The sequence below is a fragment of the Halomonas sp. SL18_1 genome, from assembly GCF_055755715.1.
In genome coordinates this window covers 3,945,901-3,968,489 of sequence record NZ_JBVTRK010000001.1, presented here as the reverse complement: position 1 = coordinate 3,968,489, position 22,589 = coordinate 3,945,901, and the positions used below count along the sequence as shown (strand labels likewise).

18 protein-coding genes and 8 pseudogenes are annotated in these 22,589 nt (G+C 69.5%); 7 read left to right on the top strand and 19 right to left on the bottom strand.

Annotation, left to right across the window (positions count from 1 at the left end):
• Window positions 1-12 precede the first annotated feature (12 nt).
• The 7 genes and pseudogenes from ACSJDS_RS20260 to def form a co-directional block, all read right to left on the bottom strand.
• Entirely contained in the window at window positions 13-1,260 is a 1,248-nt protein-coding gene (locus ACSJDS_RS20260) for a TraB/GumN family protein (RefSeq protein WP_473034793.1), read from the bottom strand.
• A 75-nt stretch (window positions 1,261-1,335) separates the two neighbouring features.
• Window positions 1,336-2,790, bottom strand: a complete 1,455-nt coding sequence (locus tag ACSJDS_RS20255) for a TrkH family potassium uptake protein (protein ID WP_473034791.1) — start codon at window positions 2,788-2,790, stop codon at window positions 1,336-1,338.
• Window positions 2,791-2,833: 43 nt separating this feature from the next.
• A complete protein-coding gene (gene trkA, locus ACSJDS_RS20250) occupies window positions 2,834-4,207 on the bottom strand; it encodes a Trk system potassium transporter TrkA (protein ID WP_473034790.1) in 1,374 nt (457 codons plus the stop codon).
• Window positions 4,208-4,324: 117 nt separating this feature from the next.
• The gene (locus tag ACSJDS_RS20245; RefSeq protein WP_473034789.1) at window positions 4,325-4,531 is read right to left on the bottom strand and encodes a dodecin; all 207 of its coding nucleotides are present in this window, start codon (window positions 4,529-4,531) and stop codon (window positions 4,325-4,327) included.
• Window positions 4,532-4,584: 53 nt separating this feature from the next.
• Window positions 4,585-5,936: pseudogene (rsmB, locus tag ACSJDS_RS20240) on the bottom strand (16S rRNA (cytosine(967)-C(5))-methyltransferase RsmB).
• Window positions 5,936-6,919 (bottom strand): annotated as a pseudogene (gene fmt / locus ACSJDS_RS20235) (methionyl-tRNA formyltransferase). Before fmt ends, rsmB begins: the two co-directional pseudogenes overlap by 1 nt.
• A 118-nt stretch (window positions 6,920-7,037) precedes the next feature.
• Complete coding sequence (def, locus tag ACSJDS_RS20230; protein WP_473034788.1) at window positions 7,038-7,550, bottom strand: peptide deformylase; 513 nt, start codon at window positions 7,548-7,550, stop codon at window positions 7,038-7,040.
• Window positions 7,551-7,728: 178 nt separating this feature from the next.
• Here def and ACSJDS_RS20225 point away from each other — a divergent pair, with 178 nt between their 5' ends.
• The 6 genes and pseudogenes from ACSJDS_RS20225 to ACSJDS_RS20200 all read left to right on the top strand — a co-directional run bounded on the left by ACSJDS_RS20225 (window position 7,729) and on the right by ACSJDS_RS20200 (window position 12,683).
• Window positions 7,729-8,826, top strand: coding sequence for a LysM peptidoglycan-binding domain-containing protein (locus tag ACSJDS_RS20225; protein WP_473034787.1), 1,098 nt, complete (start codon window positions 7,729-7,731; stop codon window positions 8,824-8,826).
• A gap of 53 nt (window positions 8,827-8,879) precedes the next feature.
• Complete coding sequence (gene dprA / locus ACSJDS_RS20220; protein WP_473035092.1) at window positions 8,880-9,929, top strand: DNA-processing protein DprA; 1,050 nt, start codon at window positions 8,880-8,882, stop codon at window positions 9,927-9,929.
• A 68-nt stretch (window positions 9,930-9,997) separates the two neighbouring features.
• Window positions 9,998-10,554, top strand: a pseudogene (gene tsaC, locus ACSJDS_RS20215) (L-threonylcarbamoyladenylate synthase type 1 TsaC).
• A 33-nt stretch (window positions 10,555-10,587) separates the two neighbouring features.
• Window positions 10,588-11,499 (top strand): annotated as a pseudogene (gene hemF / locus ACSJDS_RS20210) (oxygen-dependent coproporphyrinogen oxidase); the annotation flags it as partial.
• Between the two features lie 10 nt (window positions 11,500-11,509).
• A complete protein-coding gene (aroE, locus tag ACSJDS_RS20205; protein ID WP_473034786.1) occupies window positions 11,510-12,325 on the top strand; it encodes a shikimate dehydrogenase in 816 nt (271 codons plus the stop codon).
• Window positions 12,326-12,353: 28 nt separating this feature from the next.
• Window positions 12,354-12,683 carry a hypothetical protein gene (locus ACSJDS_RS20200; protein ID WP_473034785.1) on the top strand — a complete coding sequence of 110 codons (330 nt, stop codon included), beginning with the start codon at window positions 12,354-12,356 and terminating at the stop codon, window positions 12,681-12,683.
• On the opposite strand, the gene ACSJDS_RS20195 is transcribed toward ACSJDS_RS20200, so the two are convergent.
• Both ACSJDS_RS20195 and ACSJDS_RS20190 read right to left on the bottom strand, forming a co-directional pair.
• Window positions 12,684-12,944 carry a hypothetical protein gene (locus ACSJDS_RS20195; protein WP_473034784.1) on the bottom strand — a complete coding sequence of 87 codons (261 nt, stop codon included), beginning with the start codon at window positions 12,942-12,944 and terminating at the stop codon, window positions 12,684-12,686. It abuts the gene before it with no gap.
• Between the two features lie 43 nt (window positions 12,945-12,987).
• Complete coding sequence (locus tag ACSJDS_RS20190; RefSeq protein ID WP_473034782.1) at window positions 12,988-13,791, bottom strand: M48 family metallopeptidase; 804 nt, start codon at window positions 13,789-13,791, stop codon at window positions 12,988-12,990.
• A 134-nt stretch (window positions 13,792-13,925) separates the two neighbouring features.
• Between ACSJDS_RS20190 and ACSJDS_RS20185 the strand changes: the two are divergent.
• Window positions 13,926-14,791: pseudogene (locus ACSJDS_RS20185) on the top strand (ATP-binding protein).
• A gap of 253 nt (window positions 14,792-15,044) precedes the next feature.
• On the opposite strand, the gene ACSJDS_RS20180 reads toward ACSJDS_RS20185, so the two are convergent.
• The 10 genes and pseudogenes from ACSJDS_RS20180 to ACSJDS_RS20135 form a co-directional block, all read right to left on the bottom strand.
• Window positions 15,045-15,674 (bottom strand): hypothetical protein, encoded by a 630-nt coding sequence (locus tag ACSJDS_RS20180; protein WP_473034780.1) that lies wholly within the window; start codon window positions 15,672-15,674, stop codon window positions 15,045-15,047.
• A 215-nt stretch (window positions 15,675-15,889) separates the two neighbouring features.
• A pseudogene (der, locus tag ACSJDS_RS20175) lies at window positions 15,890-17,295 on the bottom strand (ribosome biogenesis GTPase Der).
• Window positions 17,292-17,531, bottom strand: coding sequence for a hypothetical protein (locus tag ACSJDS_RS20170; protein WP_473035091.1), 240 nt, complete (start codon window positions 17,529-17,531; stop codon window positions 17,292-17,294). Before ACSJDS_RS20170 ends, der begins: the two are co-directional and overlap by 4 nt.
• Window positions 17,532-17,579: 48 nt before the next feature.
• Window positions 17,580-18,505, bottom strand: a pseudogene (gene bamB, locus ACSJDS_RS20165) (outer membrane protein assembly factor BamB); the annotation flags it as partial.
• Window positions 18,453-19,112: a YfgM family protein gene (locus ACSJDS_RS20160; protein WP_473034779.1), complete on the bottom strand. Its 660-nt coding sequence runs from the start codon at window positions 19,110-19,112 to the stop codon at window positions 18,453-18,455. The gene ACSJDS_RS20160 and the pseudogene bamB, both read right to left, overlap by 53 nt.
• Before the next feature lie 12 nt (window positions 19,113-19,124).
• Entirely contained in the window at window positions 19,125-20,426 is a 1,302-nt protein-coding gene (gene hisS, locus ACSJDS_RS20155) for a histidine--tRNA ligase (protein ID WP_473035090.1), read from the bottom strand.
• 70 nt (window positions 20,427-20,496) lie between these two features.
• Window positions 20,497-21,611, bottom strand: a pseudogene (gene ispG, locus ACSJDS_RS20150) (flavodoxin-dependent (E)-4-hydroxy-3-methylbut-2-enyl-diphosphate synthase).
• Window positions 21,612-21,620: 9 nt separating this feature from the next.
• Window positions 21,621-21,983, bottom strand: a complete 363-nt coding sequence (locus ACSJDS_RS20145) for a DUF4115 domain-containing protein (RefSeq protein ID WP_473034778.1) — start codon at window positions 21,981-21,983, stop codon at window positions 21,621-21,623.
• Window positions 21,959-22,222, bottom strand: a complete 264-nt coding sequence (locus tag ACSJDS_RS20140) for a hypothetical protein (RefSeq protein ID WP_473034777.1) — start codon at window positions 22,220-22,222, stop codon at window positions 21,959-21,961. Before ACSJDS_RS20140 ends, ACSJDS_RS20145 begins: the two co-directional genes overlap by 25 nt.
• Window positions 22,219-22,587 (bottom strand): helix-turn-helix domain-containing protein, encoded by a 369-nt coding sequence (locus ACSJDS_RS20135; protein WP_473034776.1) that lies wholly within the window; start codon window positions 22,585-22,587, stop codon window positions 22,219-22,221. Before ACSJDS_RS20135 ends, ACSJDS_RS20140 begins: the two co-directional genes overlap by 4 nt.
• Window positions 22,588-22,589: the final 2 nt, after the last annotated feature.

Here is a 22,589-nt window from a genome sequence, read left to right as displayed (position 1 = left end):
GCGGTTGATGCATCAGGCGCCGCCGCTGCCAAATAGCGCCCCGGCGATGCGAAAGCCCGCCACCCAGGTGCCGGCGGCCGAGCCCAGGGTGGCCAGCAGGAACACCAGCAGGGTGCGCGAGACCCGGTTACGCCACCAGCCCCTGAGCGCGGTCACGTCGTGGCGCAGGGTCGAGAAGTCGCGCACCTTGGGCTTGCGCATGAACAGCTCTACCCCGGCGGCGACGAAGCCGGCGCCGATGGTGGGGTTCAGCGAGGTGAGCGGGGCGGCGAAGAAGGTAGCGGCGATGGTGACCGGGTGGGCCAGGGCAATGGTAGTGGCCAGCGCCGAGAAGACGCCGTTGATCAGGAACCACTCGCCCACCAGCTGCCAGCCAAGCTCTGTGTTGCGTGAGAAGCCGATGGCGAAGCCGGTCAGTACCAGCACGGTGACCAACCAGGGCAGGGCACGCCACACCTTCGAGGGTGGCGGCGTGGTGTCGAGCTTCTCGCGCTCTTCCCGGGGCGAGGGCGGCAGCGGCGCCTCCAGGGTCTCGGCCATGCCCTTCAGGTGGCCGGCGCCGATCACCACCAGCACGTTGCGATAGCGCCCCGGCGGCGCCTCCTCGGCCAGGCGCATCACCATGTAGCGGTCGCGCTCGGTGATCAGTGGGGTGAACAGCGCCTCGGACTCGGCGGCGAACTCGCTGAAGGTGGACTCCAGCACATCCCCCTCCTTGAGCCGCTCGATCTCCTCGGGCTTGACCTCCTGGCGAGACAGCACGCTGCCCAGCAGCCCCGAGAACAGCGAGAAGCGCTGCCACCAGGGCACGTTGTGATAGATGCGCTTGAGGGTAATGCCCACGTCGCGGTCGATCAGCAGCAGTGGCAGCTCGCGGCGGCGGCTCTCCTCCAGGGCGGCGCGCATTTCGGCGCCGGGCTCGATGCCGGACTGCTCGGCGACGCGCTGCTGGAAGGCGCCCAGGGCGAGACTCGCCGCCACCATGCCGGCCTTGCCCTGGCGGAAGATGGCGAACAGATCCTGGCCGCCCAGCGCGTCCGGGTCGCTGAGATTCTGGTGGCGGGAGTCGCACAGCTCGATGGCCACGGCCTCGAAGTCGCCGGAGCGAATCAGGCGGCGGACGTCCTCGGCGCTGTCGGCAGAGACATGGGCGGTACCCAGCAGGGTATAGCGAGTGCCGCCGAGTTCGACGATACGGTGCGGGCCGCTCAAGGCCCCGGTCTGGCCGGGGTCGATCACGGGATCCTGGGAGTCGGTCATGGACGCTCGGACATCAAGGGGTGAGAGAGACGATTATCCACGAAGGGCCGCAGCAGGCCAAACCCCTTGGCTGCCTCAGCGGCGCCAGAAGGCGGGGGTAAACAGCACCAGCACGGTGAAGATCTCCAGGCGGCCCAGCAGCATGGCCACCACCAGGATCCACTTGGCGAGTTCCGGCAGGTCGCCATAGTTCGCGGAAGCCGCGCCCAGCGCCGGGCCCAGGTTGTTGAGCGCCGAGGCCACCGTGGACCAGGCGGTGACCTGATCGACCCCGGTGGCCATGACGCCCACCAGCATCAGGAAGAACAGCATCAGGTAGACCGAGAAGAAGCCCCACACCGCCTGGGCGATGCCGTCCGGCACGCTCACCTTGCCGATCTTCACCGCGATGACCGCGTTGGGGTGGATCAGGCGCATCACCTCGCGCATGCCCTGCTTCAAGATCAGGATGATGCGAATCACCTTCATGCCGCCGCCGGTGGAGCCGGAGCAGCCGCCGACGAAGGCCGCCACGAACAGCAGGAAGGGCAGCGCACCGGGCCAGGCCGCGAAGTCGGCGACGCCGAAGCCGGCGGTAGTGGCCACCGAGACCACCTGGAAGAGGCCGTGACGCAGGGCGCGCTGGGTCTCGTCGCCGTAGACGCCGGTGAGCCACAGCGAGATGACCGTGATCATGGCCAAGCCGGCCAGGAACAGCAGCAGGAAGCGGGCCTCCGGGTCCTGCAGATAGTGCCGGAGCTGCTTGCCGCGCCAGGCCAGGAAGTGCAGGCTGAAGCTCATCGCCGAGACGATCAGGAAGGTCACGCAGATCAACTCGATCACGGCGCTGTCGAAGTGGCCGATGCTGGCGTCGTAGGTGGAGAAGCCGCCGATGGCCACCGTCGAGAAGCTGTGCCCCAGGGCGTCGAACCAGTCCATGCCCGCCGCCAGGTAGGCCAGAAAGCAGGTCACGGTGAGGGCGGCGTAGATGTACCACAGCGCCTTGGCCGTCTCGGTGATGCGCGGAGTGAGCTTGGAATCCTTCAGCGGCCCCGGAATCTCGGTGCGGTAGAGGGCCATGCCGCCGACGCCCAGCGTAGGCAGTATCGCCACCGCCAGCACCACGATCCCCATGCCGCCCAGCCACTGCAGCTGCTGGCGATAGTAGAGCACCGACTCGGGCAGGTGCTCGATGCCGGTGATCACCGTGGCCCCGGTGGTCGTCAGCCCTGAGAAAGACTCGAACACCGCGTCGGTAATGGAGAGCGCCGCGTCGCCGGTGAGCATCAGCGGCAGCGACCCGAACAGCCCCAGCACGCTCCAGAACAGCGCCGCGATCAGGAAGCCGTCCCGGGTGCGCAGTTCCTTGCGGGCGCGCCGGTTGGGCAGGTACATTGCTCCGCCGGTGGCCACCGTGATCAGGATGGCGATGGCGAAGGCATCCCACATGCCGTCGCCAAACAGCAGCGAGATCAGGATCGGCGGCATCATGGTCAGGCTGAACATCACCAGCAGCAGGCCCAGGATGCGAAGAATGATGCGCAGGCTCATCGGGCGGCGGTCCTTGCGTCGCGGCAGGCGGAAATCATGCTCATCAGAAAAACGTCAGGCCGACCTGGAACAGCCGCTCCACCTCGCGGATGCGGCGCTTGTCGATCACGAACAGGATAACGTGGTCGCCGGACGCCACCACCACGTCGTCATGGGCGATCAGCACCTCCTTGCCGCGCACGATGGCGCCGATGGTGGTGCCGCGCGGCAGGTCGATCTCGCCGATGGCGCGGCCCACCACCTTGGAGGACTGCATGTCGCCGTGGGCGATCGCCTCGATGGCCTCGGCGGCGCCGCGACGCAGGGAGTGGACGTTGACGATGTCGCCGCGGCGCACATGGGTCAGCAGGCTGCCAATGGTGGCCTGCTGCGGCGAGATGGCGATGTCGATCTCGCCGCCCTGGACCAGGTCCACATAGGCGGCGTTGTTGATCAGCGTCAGCACCTTCTTGGCGCCCATGCGCTTGGCCAGCATCGACGACATGATGTTGACCTCGTCGTCGTTGGTCAGGGCGCAGAAGATGTCGCACTCGTCGATGTTCTCCTCCTCCAGCAGCCGCTTGTCGGTGGCGCTGCCGTGCAGCACCACGGTGCGGTCGAGGCGTTCGGAGAGCACCGTGCAGCGCTCGATGCCGTGCTCGATGATCTTGACCTGGTGGCTGTGCTCCAGGTGCTCGGCGAGCCGCTCCCCAACGTCGCCGCCGCCGGCGATCATCACCCGGCGGAAGTCGCGGTCGACCCGGCGCAGCTCGCTCATCACCGCGCGGATGTCGCGGCGGGCGGCGATGAAGAACACCTCGTCGTCGGCCTCGATGACGGTGTCGCCGCGCGGGATGATCGGCCGGTTGCGACGGTAGATGGCCGCCACCCGGGTGTCGACGCTGGGCATGTGGCGGCGCAGAAACCCCAGGTCCTGGCCCACCAGCGGGCCGCCGTAGAAGGCCTTGACCGCGACGAGCTGCACCAGGCCGCCGGCGAACTCCAGCACCTGCAGGGCGCCGGGATGCTCGATCAGCCGGCGGATATGGTCGGTGACCACCTGCTCGGGACTGATCAGCACATCGATGGGTACCGCCTCGTGGGCGAACAGCCCCTTGCGGGTCAGGTAGGCGGTGGCGCGCACCCGGGCGATCTTGGTGGGGGTGCGAAACAGGGTATGGGCGACCTGGCAGGCGATCATGTTGACCTCGTCCTGGCTGGTCACCGCGATCAGCATGTCGGCATCCTCGCAGCCGGCCTGGCGCAGCACCATGGGGTAGGAGCCAGGGCCCACCACGGTGCGGATGTCGAGCTTGGTATGCAGTTCGCGCAGGCGCTCACCGTCGGTATCCACCACGGTGATGTCGTTCTCTTCGCGGGCCAGGTGCTCGGCGAGGGTGCCGCCGACCTGGCCGGCGCCGAGAATGATGATCTTCATGGGCTCTTGGGTCCGACACAAGCAGCGGCGGCGCAAATGGTGCGCCGCAACGTGATGACGGCAAGCCTAAACCAGCCGCCGTCGAAATAACAGGCCGGGCCAGGCCCGGCGCTGCGGTCAGTCGAGTGTGAAGCCGATCTTCAGGGTGACCTGCCAGTGGGCGACACGGCCGTTCTCGATATGCCCGCGGGTGTCCACCACCTCGAACCAGCGCATGCCGTGCAGGCTTTGCGAGGCCTTGGCGATGGCGCTCTGGATCGCGGCCTCGATGCTCTCCTCCGATGAGCCGGTCAGTTCGACGTGCTTGTAGACGTGATTGCTCATGGCACCTCCGGTTGGCGTATGACAGGAATGGCCGATTCAGCCGGTCTGCCACCTCAGTCTGGCACTTTTTTGAGCCGGGCGTAAAAGAAGCCGTCGTGGCTGTCGGGCTCGGGCAGCAGCTGGCGCCCGGCACCGGCGGGACGCCCCCAGCCCACGTCCGACGGCGTGGTGACCTCGGCGTTGGGGGTGCGGGCCAGGAAATCGCGCACCCGGTCGGCGTTCTCCTCGGGCAGTACCGAGCAGGTGGCGTAGAGCAGGGTGCCGCCCGGGCGCAGCAGCGGCCAGAGGTTGTCCAGCAGCCGCGTCTGCAGCTCGGCCAGCTTGGTGATGTCCGAGGGCCGGCGCAGGCGCTTGATGTCCGGATGGCGGCGAATGACCCCGGTGCCGGAGCAGGGAGCGTCGAGCAGGATGGCATCGAAGGGGGTGCCGTCCCACCAGTCGCGTCGGGTGGCGTCGTCGTGGACCAGGGTGGCCGAGAGCCCGAGCCGGGCCAGGGTGTCCTCGACCCGGGCCAGACGCGCGGCGTCGCTGTCCAGCGCCAGCAGCTCGATGTCGAACAGCTCCAGCAGGTGGGCGCTCTTGCCGCCGGGAGCGCAGCAGGCGTCCAGTACCCGGCCGCCGGGGCGCGGCGCCAGCGCCGGACCGAGCAGCTCGGCGGTCAGCTGGGCGGCCTCGTCCTGGACGCTGATGTCGCCCTCGGCGAAGCCGGGCAGAGCCGACACGTCCACCGGCGTCTCCAGTGTCAGGCCGTCGGGGAATGGGAGCACAGCCGGGCCTCGATGCCGGCATCGATCAGCCGAGCCAGATAGGCTTCGCGGTCGCCGTGGCGACGATTGACCCGCAGCGTCATCGGGCCGGGCTGGTTGTTGGCATCGCAAATGGCGCGCCAGTCGTCGGGCCAGGCCTGGCGTAGCGCCTTGAGCAGCCATTTGGGGTGCAGCAGCGCCACCGATGGGTCGCGGTCGACCTCGGCCTGCAGCGCGGCGGACTCGCGCTGTAGGCGGCGCAGGCAGCCGTTGATCACCCGGGTGGCCCACTCCTTGCCGAGCAGTCGGGCGGCGCCAGCGGTTTCGCCCACCGCAGCGTGGGCCGGGATGCGCAGGTAGAGGAGCTGGTGGATGCCGACCAGCAGCAGCGCCTGAACGTCGGCGTCACGGGCCTTGAAGGGGCTCTTGAGCAGCCGCTCCGCCAGGGCTTCCAGCCGCGGCAGGGTGCGGCAGACACCGTAGCAGATGGCCTTGAACAGCGGCCGGTCGCGGGCGACCACCTGGTGGTCGTCGAGATCGGCCAGCGACCCCTTGCCGGCGATCACCGGGGCCAGGGCTCGGGCGGCGCTGGCGCGCACGGCCTGGCCACCGTTCTGGAGCGACTTGCCGGCGCGAGTGGCGGGAGTGGAGCGGTGCATCAGGGCGTCTCCTCGTTAGCCTGGCCCAGACGCAGGCCGGGAGGCAGGCGGTCGCCACGGGCGTTGAGCAGGTCGCGCACCGCCAGCGGCTTGCCGCCGGGCAGCTGGGCGCGGCTCACCCGCAGCACCTCATGGCCGTGCTCGCCGCAGGCGATGCGCAGGGCGTCCGTGTCGTGGTCGAGCAGGGTGCCGGGGGACGGGGCGATTCCCCGTCGGCCGGTGGCGCCACCTCCGCCATCAGCAGGCGCAGGCGCTCCGTGCCCAGCGGGCACCAGGCCACCGGCCAGGGATTGAAGGCGCGAATGCGGGCGGCCAGCTCGGCGGCCGGGCGGGAAAAGTCCAGCGCCGCTTCGGCCTTGCTGAGCTTGGCGGCGTAGGTGACCCCGACCTCGGGCTGGGGGTGGCGCTCAGTCCGCCATCGGCCAGGGCGTCCAGCGCCGCGACGATCGCCTCGCCGCCGAGCGCGGCCAGGGTATCGTGGAGCTCGCCGCCGGTGGTGGTGGCGCTGATCGGGGTGCGGCGGGTCAGCAGCATGTCGCCGGTGTCCAGGCCCTCGTCCATCTGCATGATGGTGACCCCGCTTTCGGCGTCGCCGGCCTCGATGGCGCGCTGGATCGGCGCCGCTCCGCGCCAGCGCGGCAGCAGCGAGGCGTGGACGTTGAGACAGCCCAGCGGGGGATGTCGAGCACTGCCCGGGGCAGGATCAGGCCGTAGGCCACCACCACCAGGACATCGGCCTCGAAGGCGGCCAGCTCGCGCTGGACCTCGGGGGCCTTGAGGGTCTCGGGCTGGCGCACCGGCAGGTCATGGGCCAGCGCCAGCGCCTTGACCGGGCTGGCGGTCAGCTTGCGGCCGCGACCGGCGGGGCGGTCCGGCTGGGTGTAGGCGGCGACGATGGTGTGACGGCTGCCCAGCAGGGCCTTGAGGCTTTCGGCAGCGAAATCGGGGGTGCCGGCGAAGAGGACGCGCAGGGGTCGGGACATGATGTCGAGGGCCTTGCCTGAATGGATGCCCCTTCATGATAACGGAGCCGGACGCAAACGACGAAGGCCGCGCCCGTTACCCAGGCGCGGCCTTCTCGGCAGCGGGCTTGGCGGCCCGTCAGGCCGGCTGCATCTGGCGGTGGCGCTTGTGCATCTTCTTGAGCACCCGCTCGCGCTTGAGCGGCGAGAGGTAGTCGACGAACAGCACCCCTTCGAGATGGTCGCACTCGTGCTGGATGCAGTGCGCCAGCAGGCCGTCGGCCTCCAGCTCGTAGGGCTGGCCGTCGCGGTCCAGCGCCTTGAGGTGGACCTTCAGGGCGCGGGGCACCTCGGCGGTGTATTCCGGAATCGACAGGCAGCCTTCCGACATCGGCTCGCGCTCGTCGCCGATAGGCGTGTACTCGGGGTTGATCAGCACCAGGGGATGCGAGCGGTCGTCGCTGACGTCCATCACGATGACGCGGCGGTGGACATCCACCTGGGTGGCGGCGAGCCCGATGCCGTAGGCGTCATACATGGTCTCGAGCATGTCGTCGACCAGCTGGCGCACCTCGTCATCGACCGTCTCGACCGGCGCCGCCTTGGTGCGCAGCCGCTCGTCGGGAAATTCGAGGATGGGTAATTTAGCCATGGCGTTGGATTCACCGTTATGCTGTCATTCAGGGGATGCCCCTATTCTAGGGCGACGGGGTCCGGGGTGAAACCTTGCGGCCCCTTATCTTCACAATAGCATCAGACTATAGCACGCCGGTCCGGTTCCCGGGGATGGGCGCAGGGGTGGCGAGCTGCAGACGCAGGGGACAGCAGGGATGAACGCAAGGGTGAAGGGGCGGCGACCCGCTCGGCTGGTCAAGCGGCTCACGGGGGCGCTGTGCGCTGCGCTGCTGCTGGCGGGCGGTGCCGCCATGGCGCAGTCGCCAAGCTGGCAGCAGGGGCTGCGCAGCGACGCGCCGGAACGCTATACCGTGGTGCGCGGCGACACCCTGTGGGACATCTCGGGACGCTTTCTGCGCCACCCCTGGCAGTGGCCCGAGGTCTGGCAGGTCAACCCGCAGATCCGCAATCCGCACCTGATCTACCCTGGCGATGTTATCTATCTCTACGACTGCAACGGTCGCCCCTGTCTGGGGCTCGAACGTGGCCAGGGCGAGGTGCGGCTGTCGCCCGAGGTGAGGCGGATTCCACCGCGTGAGGCCATCGAGCCGATTCCGCTGGAGGCGGTGCAGCACTTCCTGCGCGACCATCGGGTGATCGATGACCCCGAGGCGCTGGAGGAACTGGCCTACGTGGTGGCCGGCGACGACCGGCGCATCATCAGCGGGGCCGGCGACCGCCTCTATGCCCGCGGCCACCTCGAGCGCGGGCCGCGCTACGGCATTTATCGCATCGGCGAGCGCTACTCCGATGCCGTCAGCGGCGAGCTGCTAGGCCTGGAGCTGGAGAGCGTGGGACAGGCCCGCCAGGTACGCCAGGAGGGCGATATCGCCGTGCTCGAGGCGCTCTCGGCGAGCCAGGAGATTCGCAACAACGATATCGTGCTGCCGCTGGAAGAGCGGGAGCTGACCCGCGAATTCGTCCCCCGGGCGCCAGATGAGGCGGTGGACGGTCAGATCCTGGCCGTGCCCGGCGGGGTGCGCTTCATCGGCCGGCTGCAGGTGGTGGCCCTGGACCGCGGTCGCCGCGACGGCCTGGCGCCGGGCCATGTGCTCGAGGTCGAGCAGCTCGGGGAGCGGGTCAGCGACCCTCGCACCGGCGAAACGCTGCGGCTGCCCGGCACTGAAGCGGGGCTGGTGATGGTCTTTCGCCCCTACCAGAAGATGAGCTACGGGCTGGTGATGCGGGCTACCCGCACCCTGGAAGTGGGAGATCGTGTGCTCAGCCCGGCGACCGGGGTGGCGGGGCGGTGAGCCTGGCCCGGCTCCAGGCCCGGGAGTGGCTGGCGCTGTCGCGGCTGCCGGGGATGGGGGCAGCGCGGCTGGCCGAGATCGCCGCCGCCGCGCCACCCTGGCCCGACGGCTGGCTGGCGCGGCTGCCGCGCGAGGCCGCCACGGCGCTGCGGCTGTGGCTCGACCACCCCTCGCGCAGCCCGCTGACGGCCCAGATCGAGGCCGACCAGGCCTGGCTGGCCCAGGGCGAGGGGCGGCATCTGCTGCACGCCGGGCACCCCGCCTGGCCGGGGCTGCTCGGCCAGATCAGCGACCCGCCGCCGGTGCTCTGGGCGCTGGGCGACCTCGAGGCGCTCAGGCCGCCGGCGCTGGCCATGGTCGGCTCGCGGCGTCCCACCCGGGAAGGGCTGGCCAACGCGGCGGCCTTCGCCCGGGAGCTGGTGGCCCGGGACTGGTGCGTGGTCAGCGGCATGGCGCTGGGGGTCGACGGAGCCGCCCAGCGGGCGGCGCTGGAGGCCGGCGGGCGCAGCGTGGCGGTGCTCGGCTGCGGGGTGGACGTGATCTACCCGCCACGCCATGCTGCGCTCCATCGGCGGCTGCAGGAGAGTGGCGGCCTGCTGCTCGCCGAGCATCCGCCCGGCACCCGGGCCCGCGCCGGTTTCTTCCCACGCCGCAATCGCATCCTGACCGGCCTGGCGCTGGGCGTGCTGGTGGTGGAGGCCGCCGAGAAGAGCGGCTCGCTGGTCAGCGCCCGGCTGGCCATGGAGCAGAACCGCGAGGTCTTCGCGCTGCCGGGGTCGATCCATAACCCCCAGGCGCGCGGCTGCCTGCGGCTGATTCGCCAGGGCGCGGTGCTGGTGCGCCAGGTCGACGACATCCTCGAGGAGCTGAGCCAGTGGGCGGTTGCCGCCGCCGCACCCCTGGCGGCGAGTCCGTCGGATGTCGCCGGCGACCCGCTGCTGCGCTGGCTCAGCGATACCCCCTCGCCCCTGGACGCCCTGGTGGCGCTGACCGGCCTGGCGGTGCCCGACTGCCAGCGCCGCCTGCTCGAGCTGGAGCTGGAGGGCCGCGTCGCCCAGGCCCCGGGTGGCTGGGTGCGCCTGCCGGGCGGCGTGCCGGCGTGATAGCATGGGCCTGCCGGCCGTCCGGGCCCGCTGTCTCCATTGACCGTGACCTCGAGGATCGATCCGCTATGTCCCAGGCTGCTTCCCTTGCCCCTGTCGTCACCGCGCTGCGTTCCGGCGGGGTGATCGCCTATCCCACCGAGGCCGTCTGGGGGCTGGGCTGTGACCCGGACAACGACGAGGCGGTGGCGCATTTGCTGCGGCTCAAGCAGCGCGACCCGGCTAAGGGGCTGATCCTGGTGGCCGGCAGCATCGCCCAGTTCGCTCCCTGGCTGGAGGGCCTGCCCCTGGAGCTCCATGCGCCCCTGGCGGCCAGCTGGCCGGGGCCCAACACCTGGCTGGTGCCGGATAATGGTCGCACTCATGCGCTGGTGCGCGGCGCCCACGACAGCGTGGCGCTGCGGGTCAGCGACCATCCCGGGGTGATCGAACTGTGCGAGGCCTTCGGGGGGCCCATCGTCTCCACCTCGGCCAACCGGGCGGGCGAGCCCCCGGCGCTGAGCGCCGATGATGTCAGGGCGGCCTTCGGCGATGAGCTCGACGCCGTGGTCGAAGGTGAGCTGGGGGGCTGGAGCGCCCCAGCACCATTCGCGACCTGATCAGCGGGCGGGTACTGCGCGGCTGACCCTGCCCCTCATTTTCTTCACCAGGAGGGTGCGTGGCTCACGCCTATCTCGATGACGTCAAACGCTACCTGCTCGATCTGCAGGAGCGGCTCTGTGCTGGCCTGGCCGCCGAGGACGGCAAGGCGAGCTTTCGCGAGGATGCCTGGCAGCGCGAGGCCGGCGGTGGTGGTCGCTCCCGGGTGCTCGAGCACGGCGCCGTCTTCGAGAAGGGCGGCGTGAACTTCTCCCATGTGTTCGGCGAGCAGCTGCCGCCTTCCGCCACCGCCGCGCGCCCGCAGCTGGCCGGTCGCAGCTTTCATGCCGTGGGCGTCTCCTGGGTGCTGCACCCCGAGAACCCCCATGTGCCCACCAGCCATGGCAACGTGCGCTTCTTCATCGCCGAGAAGCCCGGCGAAGCGCCGGTGTGGTGGTTCGGCGGCGGCTTCGACCTGACGCCTTTCTATCCGGTGCGCGATGACGTCTTGCACTGGCACCGGGTGGCCCGGGATGCCTGCGCCCCCTTCGGCGAGGACGTCTACCCCCGCTTCAAGGCGTGGTGCGACGACTACTTTTACCTCAAGCACCGCGACGAGACCCGCGGCGTCGGTGGGCTCTTCTTCGACGACCTCAACGAATGGGGGTTTTCGCAGTGCTTTGCCTTCCAGCGCGCCGTGGCCGACGCCTTCCTCGATGCCTACCTGCCCATCGTGCGCCGCCGCCGCGACACGCCCTGGGGCCAGCGCGAGCGCGACTTCCAGCTCTACCGGCGCGGGCGCTACGTGGAGTTCAATCTGGTATGGGATCGCGGCACCCTGTTCGGGCTGCAGAGCGGCGGGCGCACCGAGTCGATCCTGATGTCGATGCCGCCCCTGGCGCGCTGGGAATACGCCTGGGAGCCGGAGCCCGGCAGCCCGGAGGCGGTGCTTTATTCAGACTATCTGCGCCCCCGGGACTGGCTGGGGAAGAGGAAATTTCATGATCGATCGCTACTGCGTCTTTGGCCACCCGGTGGGCCACTCCAAATCGCCGGCCATTCATGCCGCCTTCGCCGAACAGACCGGCGAGGCGATCGACTACACCGCCATCGAGGCGCCGCTGGACGACTTCGCCGGGGCCTGGCGGACCTTTGTCGCCGAGGGCGGGCGCGGCGCCAACGTCACCGTGCCCTTCAAGGAGGAGGCCTTTCGCCTCTGCGACAGCCTGAGCGAGCGCGCCCGACGGGCCGGGGCGGTGAATACCCTGATCCTGGGCGAAGGCGGCACCGTTCATGGGGACACCACCGACGGCGTCGGCCTGGTGCGCGACCTCAAGCACCACGGGGTCAGCCTGGTCGGCGCCAGACTCCTGGTGTTGGGGGCCGGCGGGGCGGTGCGCGGCGTGCTGGAGCCGTTGCTGGCCGAGTCGCCGGCGAGCCTGCGGGTCGCCAATCGCACCGCGACCAAGGCCGAGGCCCTCGCCGCCGACTTCCAGGACCTGGGCGAGATCGTCGGCGGCGGCTTCGATGCCGTCGAGGGGCCCTATGAGCTGGTGATCAACGGCACCAGCGCGAGTCTCGCCGGCGATCTGCCGCCGCTGCCCGACGACCTCTTCGCGCAGCCCGCGGCCGCTTACGACATGATGTACGGTGCAAAGCCTACGGTGTTCCTGCGCTGGGCCGCCGAGCGTGGCGCCCACGGCATCGACGGCCTGGGCATGCTGGTGGAGCAGGCGGCGGAGTCGTTCTTCCTGTGGCGCGGCAAGCGCCCGGACACCGCCCCGGTAAGGGAGCAGCTTCGGCGGGCGCTGAAATGAGTGCTCGGTCTGAGACAGGAGGCACCTGATGTCAGTTTCTCCTCGCCAGTCCAGCCTGGGCATCGTGTCGCTGTTGATTGCGCTATTCGGTGCCGTTTTCCTGGTGGGGCTGGCGGTGACGGCTTCGATCATCACCGCCAGTGCACCCGAGGATAGCGGCGGGCATCCACAGAGCATCAGCGTGGTCGGCGTGGAGCTCCTCTTCCTGGTCGGCCTGCAGCTGATTGCGGCCGGCATGGGCGTTGCCTCGCTGCGCCGGGAGGGCGAGCGTCGCCTGTTCGGGCTGCTGGGCACGGTCATGTCGCTGCTGGTCATCGCCATGGCCGCGGGGCTGACGCTGGCCGGACGCCTGGCCTGATCAGCGCCGCTTGACGTAGAGCCCCACCATGCACAGCCCCACGCCTACCACCGACAGCAGCATGCCGCCGTTGACCAGCAGCGGCTGGCGCTCCACCCAGGGCACGAAGGGCTGGGGCGTCTGGCGACACACCCCTTCGAGGTAATCCCAGTAGCCTTCCTGTACCAGGGTGCATTCGCGCACGTTCCCCAGTTCCCAGAAGTAGAGGCCCATCAGGGTCAGGGGCGGCACGATCAGCAGCAGCAGTCCAAGTTTCAGCATTCGCTTTCCAAAAAGTGGGAGGTGGGGGAGCGCCGCAATGCGTTTAGGGGCGTCGGCAGTCGGGCTGGCGCCCGGCCTGCTGAGCCTGCTCATAGCGGCTCAGGGCGCTGTCCATCTGCGCCTGCAGCCCCTGCACGCGCTGGCCGTGGCTGGGGTGGGTGGACATCCAGACCGGAGGCTGGCCGCCGCCGCTGGCGGCGCTCATGTTGTCCCACAGCGCCAGGCTCTCGCGCGGGTCGAAGCCGGCGTCGGCCATCAGCTGCAGGCCGATGGTGTCGGCCTCGCTCTCATGACGCCGCGAGAAGGGCAGCAGGATGCCGAACTGGGCGCCCAGGCCCAGGGCGCCCATCAGCTGCTGGCCGCCCGGTGACTGCATGCCGGCGGTGGTGGAGAGTACCGAGAGCCCCAGATCGGTGGCCATCTGGGTCGAGACCCGCTCGTTGGCGTGGCGGGCCAGCACGTGACCGATCTCGTGGCCGACCACCGCGGCAAGCTGGTCCTGGGTCTCGGCGATCTCCAGCAGGCCGGTGGTCACGCCCATGTAGCCGCCGGGCAGCGCAAAGGCGTTGGCGCGCTCCTCCTCGAAGACGCGGATCTGCCAGTCCTGCTGTCGCTCGCGCTCGGGCAGCACCCGAATCAGGGCATCGGCCACGCACTGGGCGTAGCGCTGATGGGCGCTTCCCGCGCTGGGCAGCTCCTCCTGGTACTGCTCGAAGGCCTGCTGGCCCATCTGATTGAGCTGAGCGTCGGAGACCAGCGTCAGCTGCTGGCGGCCGGTGGGCGAGGTGGCGCAGGCGGTGAGCGTCAGGGTCAGCGCGCCCACGGCAAGATAACGAAACCAGCGCATGATGGAGTTCCTCATGTATCCGGGACCTGTATGACCCTGGACGGGGATGACGGTTCGCCACAAGATACCCCGAACAACCGCCAGGTCAACCTGATCGTTACCCCACTGCACCCCATGACAAGGAGGCGCCACCGATGGATGCCGAGCTGACAAGACGCCTGAGCCACCTGCTGGACCACGTGGAGCACTGGCTGCCCCGGTACCCGAGGAGGTCGACTGGCAGCACGATGTGGCCGCTCTCTGGCAGCGCCACGCGCTGGGCGGAAGGCTGCTGCCGGTGCCGCCGCGCGATGCGCTGAGCCTTGACGATCTGCTGGGTATCGAGCGTCAGAAGCTGGCGCTGGTGGACAATACCCGCGCCTTCCTGCAGGGGCTGCCGGCCAACCATGCCCTGCTGTGGGGCTCCCGGGGCAGCGGCAAGTCGTCGCTGATCCGCGCCCTGCTCAACTCCCTGGCGGGGGAGGGGCTGCGCCTGGTACAGGTGGATCGCCACGATCTCGCCAGCCTGCCGATGCTGGTGGAGCAGCTGCGCCACCATGAGCAGCGTTTCGTGGTCTACTGCGACGATCTCTCCTTCGAGGGCCACGATGACGCCTACAAGGCGCTGAAGAGCGTGCTGGACGGGGCGCTCACCGGCCCGCCGCCCAATGTGCTGCTCTATGCCACCTCCAACCGACGCCACCTGCTGCCGGAGTCGCTGGCCGACAACGCCGATAGCCAGCTGGTGGGCGACGAGCTGCATCACGGCGATGCCGTGGAGGAGAAGATCTCGCTCTCCGACCGCTTTGGCCTATGGCTGGGCTTCTACCCCTTCAATCAGGATGTCTATCTGGAGGCGTGCTGCCACTGGGTGACCCAGCTCGGCCATCGGGAGGACTGGAACGCCGAGGCCCGCGCCGAGGCGATCCGCTTCGCTACCCTGCGCGGCGGGCGCAGCGGCCGCGGCGCCTGGCAGTTCGCCGCCCAGTGGGTGGGCCGCCGGCGCCTGCATGGGAAGTAGGCGCCAGCGGCGCCAAAGAAAAGGATCATCGCAGACTGGCGTGAACTGGCTTTGTGGGAGGGACGGTTCGACGCTTCGACTTCAGCTCGCGAAGTAGCGCGCTGCGCTACCCAAGGGGCGCCTGCGGCGCCTTCGCCCGGCAGAGCCGGCCTCCCACCTTGAAGCTTGCCAAACATGTTCACGCTAAAGTGCGAAGAATTAAAGAAAAGACGAGTAGCGCCGGGAGCAGCCCCGAGCCGGTCGTGTGTCAGCATTAACCCCGCGGCATCAGCCTGCCGTCCTCGCCCACGCCCAGGCGGATGGTGGGAGTGAGCAGGCCGGCGGGCAGGGTCATGCCCAGGCCGCGCAGATCGCCCGGGGTGATGGCCAGCTCGCTGCCGGCGGGCAGCTCCCCCTGGCGCGCCAGCTGGCTGGCCAGTTCCACCATCGGGCCGAGCCCTTCGCGGCCGCCCGCCAGCAGGTCGAAGGCCACCGGCAGGCGCAGGTTGGCATCGTCGCCGGAGGTGAGGGTGACGTCCTGCTCGTAGTTGCCGCTCACCGGGTCGACGCCCGGCATGTCCAGGCTCCAGCGAAAGCCGGACATCTCCACCGGCGGCATCCCGGTGGGCAGTCCCAGGCCCATGGCCAGAGTCGCCTGCACCGGAAGGCTGCCGGCGCCCAGGCTCGAGAGCGCCAGCGACATGATATCGCTGGTGTCCAGGCGGGCATCCACGGCGTAGGGGCCGATACGCACCTCCTCCACGCCCAGCGAGGTCACCGCCAGGCGGAAGGCGAACAGGCCGGTCTGGGGGAGCGCCAGGCAGCCGGCGAGCAGGGCGGAGAGGCACAGCGGCGCGAGCAGCCGCCAGCGCCGAAAGCGAGCAGGAACGAGTCGAGAGATCATCGAGGGTGCCTCCAGGAGAAGAGTGGGCGCGGCCCGAATGCCGCCATGCTGCGGCGCAAAATCGGCGTATTTGAGGGCCGGCGGTGCGCCCTGTCAAGTGGATTCTGTTTGGCGGATTCTGCAGGATTCGCCCCGGGGCGGGAAGTGGCCAGAAAGCGACAGCGCCCGGCCCGCCGAGAGGCGAGCCGGGCGCTGTCGAGGCCGGTGGCGCGGGGTCAGCGGCGGCGGCTTTGACGCGCCTCCTTGGTGCGGGAGAGTTCGCGCTTCTTGGCCTTCTCGCGGTCGCTGGCGCCGGCCAGCGGGTCGTAGGGGTTCTTGCCGGAGCGGAACTCGAAGCGGATCGGCGTACCACGCACCTTGAGCACCTTGCGGAAGGTGTTGGTCAGGTAGCGCCGATAGGCCTCAGGCAGCGCGTCCGTCTGGTTGCCGTGGACCACGATGATCGGGGGATTGCTGCCGCCCTGATGGGCCATGCGCAGCTTGATGCGCCGCCCGTGGACCAGCGGGGGCTGATGCTCGCTGACCGCATCCTGCAGGATGGTGGTCAGGCGGTTGGTGGACCAGTGGGCGTTGGCCGAGGCGAAGGCGCGCTCGATGGAGGGGTAGAGATCCCCACCGCGGTGCCGTGCAGCGCCGAGATGAAATGCAGCTCGGCGTAGTCGGCGAACCCCAGGCGGCGCTTGATCTCGGCGCGCATCGTCTCCTTGGCCTCGTGCTCCAGGCCGTCCCACTTGTTGACCGCCAGCACCAGGGCGCGACCGGTGGTCAGCACATAGTCGAGCAGGTGCAGGTCCTGCTCCACCAGGCCCGAGCGCGCATCGAGGACCATGATGGCGACATGGCACGCCTTGATCGCCTCCAGGGTCTTGATGATCGAGAATTTCTCGGCGATCTGGCTGACGTTCTTGCGGCGCCTGACGCCGGCAGTATCCACCAGCACATAGGGCTTGCCGCGGCGCTCGAAGGGGATCTCGATGGCGTCGCGGGTGGTGCCAGCCTCGTCGAAGACCACCACCCGTTCCTCGCCGAGCAGGCGGTTGACCAGGGTCGACTTGCCGACGTTGGGGCGACCGATCACGCCGATGCGGATGCCCTTGGTGCCGGTGTCTGCCGGGATGCTCTCGTCGCGCTCGGGGAAGGGGGCGAGCACTTCGTCGATCAGCGCGGTGACGTTGCGCCCGTGGGCGGCGGCGATGGGCCGCGGCTCGCCCAGTCCCAGCTCCCAGAACTCGGCCACGGCGCTCGGCTCATCGAGGCCGTCGGTCTTGTTGACGACCAGCCAGGTCTTCTTCTGGTTGACCCGCAGGTGGTTGGCGATGGCCTGGTCGGCCACGTTGAGCCCGGCCCGGGCGTCCACCAGGAAAAGCACGATGTCGGCCTCATCGATGGCGGCCAGCGACTGCTCGGCCATGGCCGCATCGATGCCCGCCTCGTCGCCGCTGATACCGCCGGTATCGATCACCGTATAGGCCTTGCCGCCGAGCAGGCCGTTGCCGTACTTACGGTCCCGGGTCAGCCCGGGGAAATCGGCTACCAGGGCGTCCCGGGAGCGGGTCAGGCGGTTGAACAGGGTCGACTTGCCCACGTTGGGGCGGCCGACCAGGGCGATCACGGGGGTCATCGGCGAATGTCCAGGGCCTCGAGGCGGCCGTTGTTGGCCAGCACATAGATCCGGCGGAAGTCGGTGATCGGGCGCACGCTGATGCCGGAGCGGTCGATGCGGCTACGGGCGGCAAAGTCGCCGCTGCGGGCATCGATCAGGTGCAGATAGCCCTCGAAGTCGCCCACCACCAGGTTGCCGTCGGCGAACGCCGGCGAAGTCAGCCAGCGGCCTTCCAGGTCGCGGTTGCGCCACACTTCCGCGCCGCTGTTGGCATCCAGGGCGATGACATGGCTGGCCTCGTTGACGGAGAACAGCACATCGCCCACCAGCACCGGCGTCATGTAGCTGGAGTGCTCGCGCTCCCACAGGATATCGCCGCTGGTGGCTTCCAGGGCCACCAGGCGTCCGTTGTAGCTGGTCACGAACAGCCGCCCATCCGGGGTCAGCACCGGCTGGCCGTCGAGGTCCACCAGGCGTTCGATCTCGCTGCGGCCCTGGGGCACGGCGATGCGCCGCTCCCACAGCGGCTGGCCGCTGCGATTGTCCAGGGTGGTCAAGCGGCCGTTGGCGAAGCCGACGAAGGTGACCGGCTCGATCACCTGGGGGGTGCCGGTGCCCCGCAGGGTCAGCGCCGGCTGGCTGCTGGTGTGCACCCAGCGCTCCTGGCCGGTGCGGCGGTCGAGGGCGGTGACGGCCCCGTCCACGCTCTGCACCACCAGCAGCTGCTGATTGGGCTGGGGGGCGCCAGCACTTCGCTGGAGACCCGTGAGCGCCACAGCACCTCGCCGTCGCTCTGGCTCAGCGCCAGCACCTCGCCGTTGCGGGTGCCCAGGTAGACCTGGTTGGCCACCGCGGTCAGGCCGCTGGAGACGCCGGTCTCCAGGTCCTGCTGCCACAGCCGGTCGCCGCTCTCGGCGTCCACGGCCGTCACCCGGCCGCGCTCGTCGGCGGCGAAGATCACGCCGCTGTCCAGGTCCGGGGCGATGGGGTACTGGGCGCGGCCCAGGCCGCGGCCGACCCGCTGGCGCCAGTCGGTGTCGAGCTCGGCGCTGGCGTCGAAGCGCTGCAGCTCCTTGGGGAATAGCGGGGCTCCGGCTTGCTGGCGCAGCCGGTCAGCAGGGCGAGGGCGAGCAGGCCGACGAGGGCCAGCGGGGCCCTGGGAATCAGGGAAGGGGTCATAGGGTGGCCTCCTCCACGCCGAGGTCGTCGAGCTTGAGATCCACGCCATACAGCGGCTGGTCGCGCTGTTCGGCGGCCGCCATGGCGTTCTGCCAGGCGCTGCGGGCGTCGTCATCGCGGCCCAGCGCCCGGTAGGCGTCGCCGCGGATATCTTCACGCTGGGCGGTGAGCGCGGCGGGGACGCTGCTCTCCAGGGTGGCCAGGGCGGCGTCGGCATCGCCCTGGGCGATCTGCAGGCGAGCCAGGCGTAGCCTGGCCAGACCCTGCAGGTATTCCCGGCCGCTGGCATCGATCACCGCGCGCAGGGCGGCCTGGGCGGCGTCGTGATCCGCCTGGGCCACGGCCAGGCGGGCGTCGATCAGGCGGGCCAGATCGGCATACAGGGTGCGACCGTGGTTGTCGACGATCTCGTCGGCCAGCTGGCGGGCCTGTAGCACGGCGTCTTCGCCGAGGTCGTTGCCGGCGGTGAGGTTGATCAGCTGCTGGTAGCGCATCGAGGCGGCGGTGGACTGATTCTCCTGGTAGTTCTGCCAGGCGTTCCAGCCCAACACGCCGGCCACGGCGATGGCGACGCCGGCGATCAGCGAGGTACCGTTCTCCTTCCACCAGCGCTTGATCGCGTCCAACTGCTCTTCTTCGGTTCTCAGCTCCGCCACGGGCGGTCTCCTTTACGGCAATGCGATGGGTCGGGCCAGGCCGCCCGCCTCAGGCGGCGCTGTCGTCGGCCAGCAGGGGGCGAGCTCGGCAGCCAGCGACTCGCGGGGCAGGCGCTGCTGGTCGCGCTCCTCGCGCAGAAACTTGAGGGTCACCTGGCCCTGGGCCAGCTCATCCTCGCCGAGCAGCAGCGCCAGGCGGGCGCCGCTCTTATCGGCCTTCTTGATCCGGCTCTTGAAGCTGCCGCCGCCACAGTGCAGCTGCAGGCGCAGCTCGGGCAGCGCGGCACGCAGCTCCTCGGCGAGCACCAGGGCGGTGCCGGTGGCGCTATCATCCATGGGCAGCAGATAGACGTCCAGCTCGTCCAGGGCGGCCTCGGGCACCAGTGCCAGGGTCTCCAGCAGCAGCACGAGCCGCTCGATGCCCATGGCGAAGCCCACCGCCGGCGTCGGCTTGCCGCCCAGCTGCTCGACCAGGCCGTCGTAGCGGCCCCCGGCGCACACCGTGCCTTGGCTACCCAGCGCCGTGGTGGTCCATTCGAAGACCGTACGGCCAGAGCAGTCCAGGCCGCGCACCAGTCGCGGGTTGATCATGTAGTCGATGCCGGCGGTATCGAGCATGGCGCAGAGCGCCTCGAAGTGCTCCCGGGAGGCATCGTCCAGGTGGTCGATCAGCTTGGGGGCGCCGGCGAGCATCTCGGCCATCGCCGGATTCTTGGAGTCCAGGATGCGCAGCGGGTTGCTCCCCAGGCGGCGGCGCGAGTCCTCGTCGAGGGTGTCGTAGTGGGCCTCGAAGTAGGCCACCAGGGTGTCGCGATAGGCGGCGCGGGCCTCCGTGGAGCCCAGCGAGTTGAGCTCCAGGGTGACATGCTCGAGCAGGCCGAGGTCGCGCCACAGTCGCGCCGAGAGCAGAATCACCTCGGCGTCGATGTCCGGGCCCTCGAGGCCGAAGGACTCCACGCCGACCTGATGGAACTGCCGGTAGCGGCCCTTCTGGGGGCGCTCGTGGCGGAACATTGGCCCCTGGTACCAGAGCCGCTGGGTCTGGTTGTGCAGCAGGCCGTGTTCCATGGCGGCACGCACGCAGCTCGCCGTGCCTTCGGGGCGCAGGGTGAGGCTATCGCCGTTGCGATCCGCGAAGGTGTACATCTCCTTCTCGACGATATCGGTGACCTCGCCGATGGAGCGGGCGAACAGCGCGGTCTGCTCGACGATGGGAGTGCGGATCTCGTCATAGCCGTAGCGCGCCATCAGCTGGCGTACCTGGCCCTCGAAGTACTGCCACAGGGGAGACTGGCCCGGCAGCAGGTCGTTCATGCCGCGAATGGCCTGGATCTTCTTGGGGGTTGCGGTCTTGCTCAATGCTGACTCCTTGTTGATGCCCGGCTCACTGGCCGCGGGCAATCACATCCTGTTCGGCCTGCTCTTTCTCGCGCACCTTGTCGCGGATCAGTCGCTCCAGGTCGTCGACCAGGTGGTCGTTGCGCAGCTTGCTGGCCGGCTTGCCATCGATATAGACCAGGTTGGCAGGGCTGCCGCCGGTGAGTCCGATATCGCTCTCCTTGGCCTCGCCGGGTCCGTTGACGATGCAGCCGATCACCGAGACGTCCAGCGGCGTCATGATGTCTTCGAGGCGCTCTTCGAGCACGTTCATGGTACCGATCACGTCGAAGTTCTGCCGCGAGCAGCTGGGGCAGGCGATGAAGTTGATGCCCTTGCTGCGCAGGCGCAGGCTCTTGAGCATGTCGAAACCGACCTTGATCTCCTCCACCGGATCGGCGGCCAGCGACACCCGGATGGTGTCACCGATGCCGTCCATCAGCAGCAGCCCCAGGCCAATCGACGACTTGACGGTGCCCGAGCGCAGGCCGCCCGCTTCGGTGATCCCCAGATGCAGCGGCTGCTCGATCATGCCCGCCAGCTGACGATAGGCGGCCACCGCCATGAAGACGTCGGAGGCCTTGACGCTGACCTTGAAGTCCGGAAAGTCGAGGCGGTCGAGGTGGTCGATATGGCGCATGGCGGATTCCACCAGCGCGGCCGGCGTGGGTTCGCCGTACTTGCGCTGCAGCTCCTTCTCGAGCGAGCCGGCGTTGACGCCGATGCGGATCGGGATGCCGTAGTCGCGGGCGGCCGACACCACGGCGCGCACGCGCTCCTCCTTGCCGATGTTGCCGGGGTTGATGCGCAGGCAGTCGACACCGAGCTCGGCGACCCGCAGGGCGATCTTGTAGTCGAAGTGAATGTCCGCCACCAGGGGCACCGCCACCTCACACTTGATGCGGCCGAAGGCCTCGGCGGCGTCCATGGAGGGCACCGAGACACGCACGATGTCGGCACCGGCCGTCTCCAGCTGGCGAATCTGGGCCACGGTGGCGGCCACGTCCAGGGTGTCGGTGTTGGTCATGCTTTGCACGGAGATCGGGGCGTCGCCCCGACCGGTACCTGGCCGACATGGATCTGGCGCGACTTGCGACGAATGATGGGGGATGGTGCGTGCATGGCGGCGGGTCACTCTCCCAAGGTAAAGCGGGCGACGTTGTTGGCACCGGCGCGGGCGCCGAGATCGACGCTCTCGCCGGCCCAGATCAGCTCGACACCGGTGGCGTTGCCGATGGTCAGGCGAAACGGCGGTTCGCCTTCGACGCTTGCCGAGGTGCCGGGTTCCTGTAGACCGACGAAGATGCGCTGGTTGTTGGCATCGAAGATCTCGGTCCAAGACTGTTCGTTGAAGGTCAGCTCGAGCTGGCGCGGGTCGGCGGCGGGCGCCTCGACCGGCTCGGGCTCTGCGACCTCTTCGACCTCGGCGGGGGCGTCATCGGTCGCCGGTGCCTCGGGGCCGGCGGCAATCAGCAGCGCACCGCCGGGGTCCACCTCGCCGGGAGGGGTGGTTGGCGTCGGGGCGGCGGGCGCGCCGGGATCGATGGGGTCGACGCCCTCCTCGGGCAGCGGCGGCAGGCCCTCGCCGGTGGCTGGGCGGGCTCCTCTTCGAGCAGGGTGGTGCCGTCGAGGGTGTCCACGGACACCGGTCCGCTGTCGCTAACATCGGGCGGCTCGCTGCCGCCGCGGCTCTGCCACCACATCAGGGTCAGGCCGATCAGACCGGCGATCACCAGCAGGGTGACCAGCTTGAACAGCCAGGCGCCGATCCGCGAGGGGGACGGGTCACCTGTACCGGGGTCACGCGGCGCTCCGGTTCGTCCTCCTCGAAGCGGCTGGCATAGGCGTCCAGCACGGCGCGGTCTTCCATGCCCAGCAGGCGGGCATAGGCGCGCAGGTAGCCGCGCCGATAGGCGACGATGGGCACCTGGTCGTAGTTGTCCGCCTCCAGGCCGTCGATCACGGCGGGCCGGAGGTTGAGCGCCGTGGCGACCTCGTCGCGGGATAGCCCCTGGGTCTCGCGCTCGCGGCGCAGCAGTTCGCCGGGGGACGCTTGGGCCGTGACGTCGGGAGCATCGGTATTGTAGGTGTCGCTCATGG

What these genes read in the sequence shown, in the direction of transcription:
- ACSJDS_RS20260 (WP_473034793.1), bottom strand. Translation starts at nt 1,260, where the DNA reads ATGACCGACTCCCAGGATCCCGTGATCGACCCCGGCCAGACCGGGGCC.
- ACSJDS_RS20255 (WP_473034791.1), bottom strand. Translation starts at nt 2,790, where the DNA reads ATGAGCCTGCGCATCATTCTTCGCATCCTGGGCCTGCTGCTGGTGATG.
- trkA (WP_473034790.1), bottom strand. Translation starts at nt 4,207, where the DNA reads ATGAAGATCATCATTCTCGGCGCCGGCCAGGTCGGCGGCACCCTCGCC.
- ACSJDS_RS20245 (WP_473034789.1), bottom strand. Translation starts at nt 4,531, where the DNA reads ATGAGCAATCACGTCTACAAGCACGTCGAACTGACCGGCTCATCGGAG.
- def (WP_473034788.1), bottom strand. Translation starts at nt 7,550, where the DNA reads ATGGCTAAATTACCCATCCTCGAATTTCCCGACGAGCGGCTGCGCACC.
- ACSJDS_RS20225 (WP_473034787.1), top strand. Translation starts at nt 7,729, where the DNA reads ATGAACGCAAGGGTGAAGGGGCGGCGACCCGCTCGGCTGGTCAAGCGG.
- dprA (WP_473035092.1), top strand. Translation starts at nt 8,880, where the DNA reads ATGGGGGCAGCGCGGCTGGCCGAGATCGCCGCCGCCGCGCCACCCTGG.
- aroE (WP_473034786.1), top strand. Translation starts at nt 11,510, where the DNA reads ATGATCGATCGCTACTGCGTCTTTGGCCACCCGGTGGGCCACTCCAAA.
- ACSJDS_RS20200 (WP_473034785.1), top strand. Translation starts at nt 12,354, where the DNA reads ATGTCAGTTTCTCCTCGCCAGTCCAGCCTGGGCATCGTGTCGCTGTTG.
- ACSJDS_RS20195 (WP_473034784.1), bottom strand. Translation starts at nt 12,944, where the DNA reads ATGCTGAAACTTGGACTGCTGCTGCTGATCGTGCCGCCCCTGACCCTG.
- ACSJDS_RS20190 (WP_473034782.1), bottom strand. Translation starts at nt 13,791, where the DNA reads ATGCGCTGGTTTCGTTATCTTGCCGTGGGCGCGCTGACCCTGACGCTC.
- ACSJDS_RS20180 (WP_473034780.1), bottom strand. Translation starts at nt 15,674, where the DNA reads ATGATCTCTCGACTCGTTCCTGCTCGCTTTCGGCGCTGGCGGCTGCTC.
- hisS (WP_473035090.1), bottom strand. Translation starts at nt 20,426, where the DNA reads ATGAACGACCTGCTGCCGGGCCAGTCTCCCCTGTGGCAGTACTTCGAG.
- ACSJDS_RS20135 (WP_473034776.1), bottom strand. Translation starts at nt 22,587, where the DNA reads ATGAGCGACACCTACAATACCGATGCTCCCGACGTCACGGCCCAAGCG.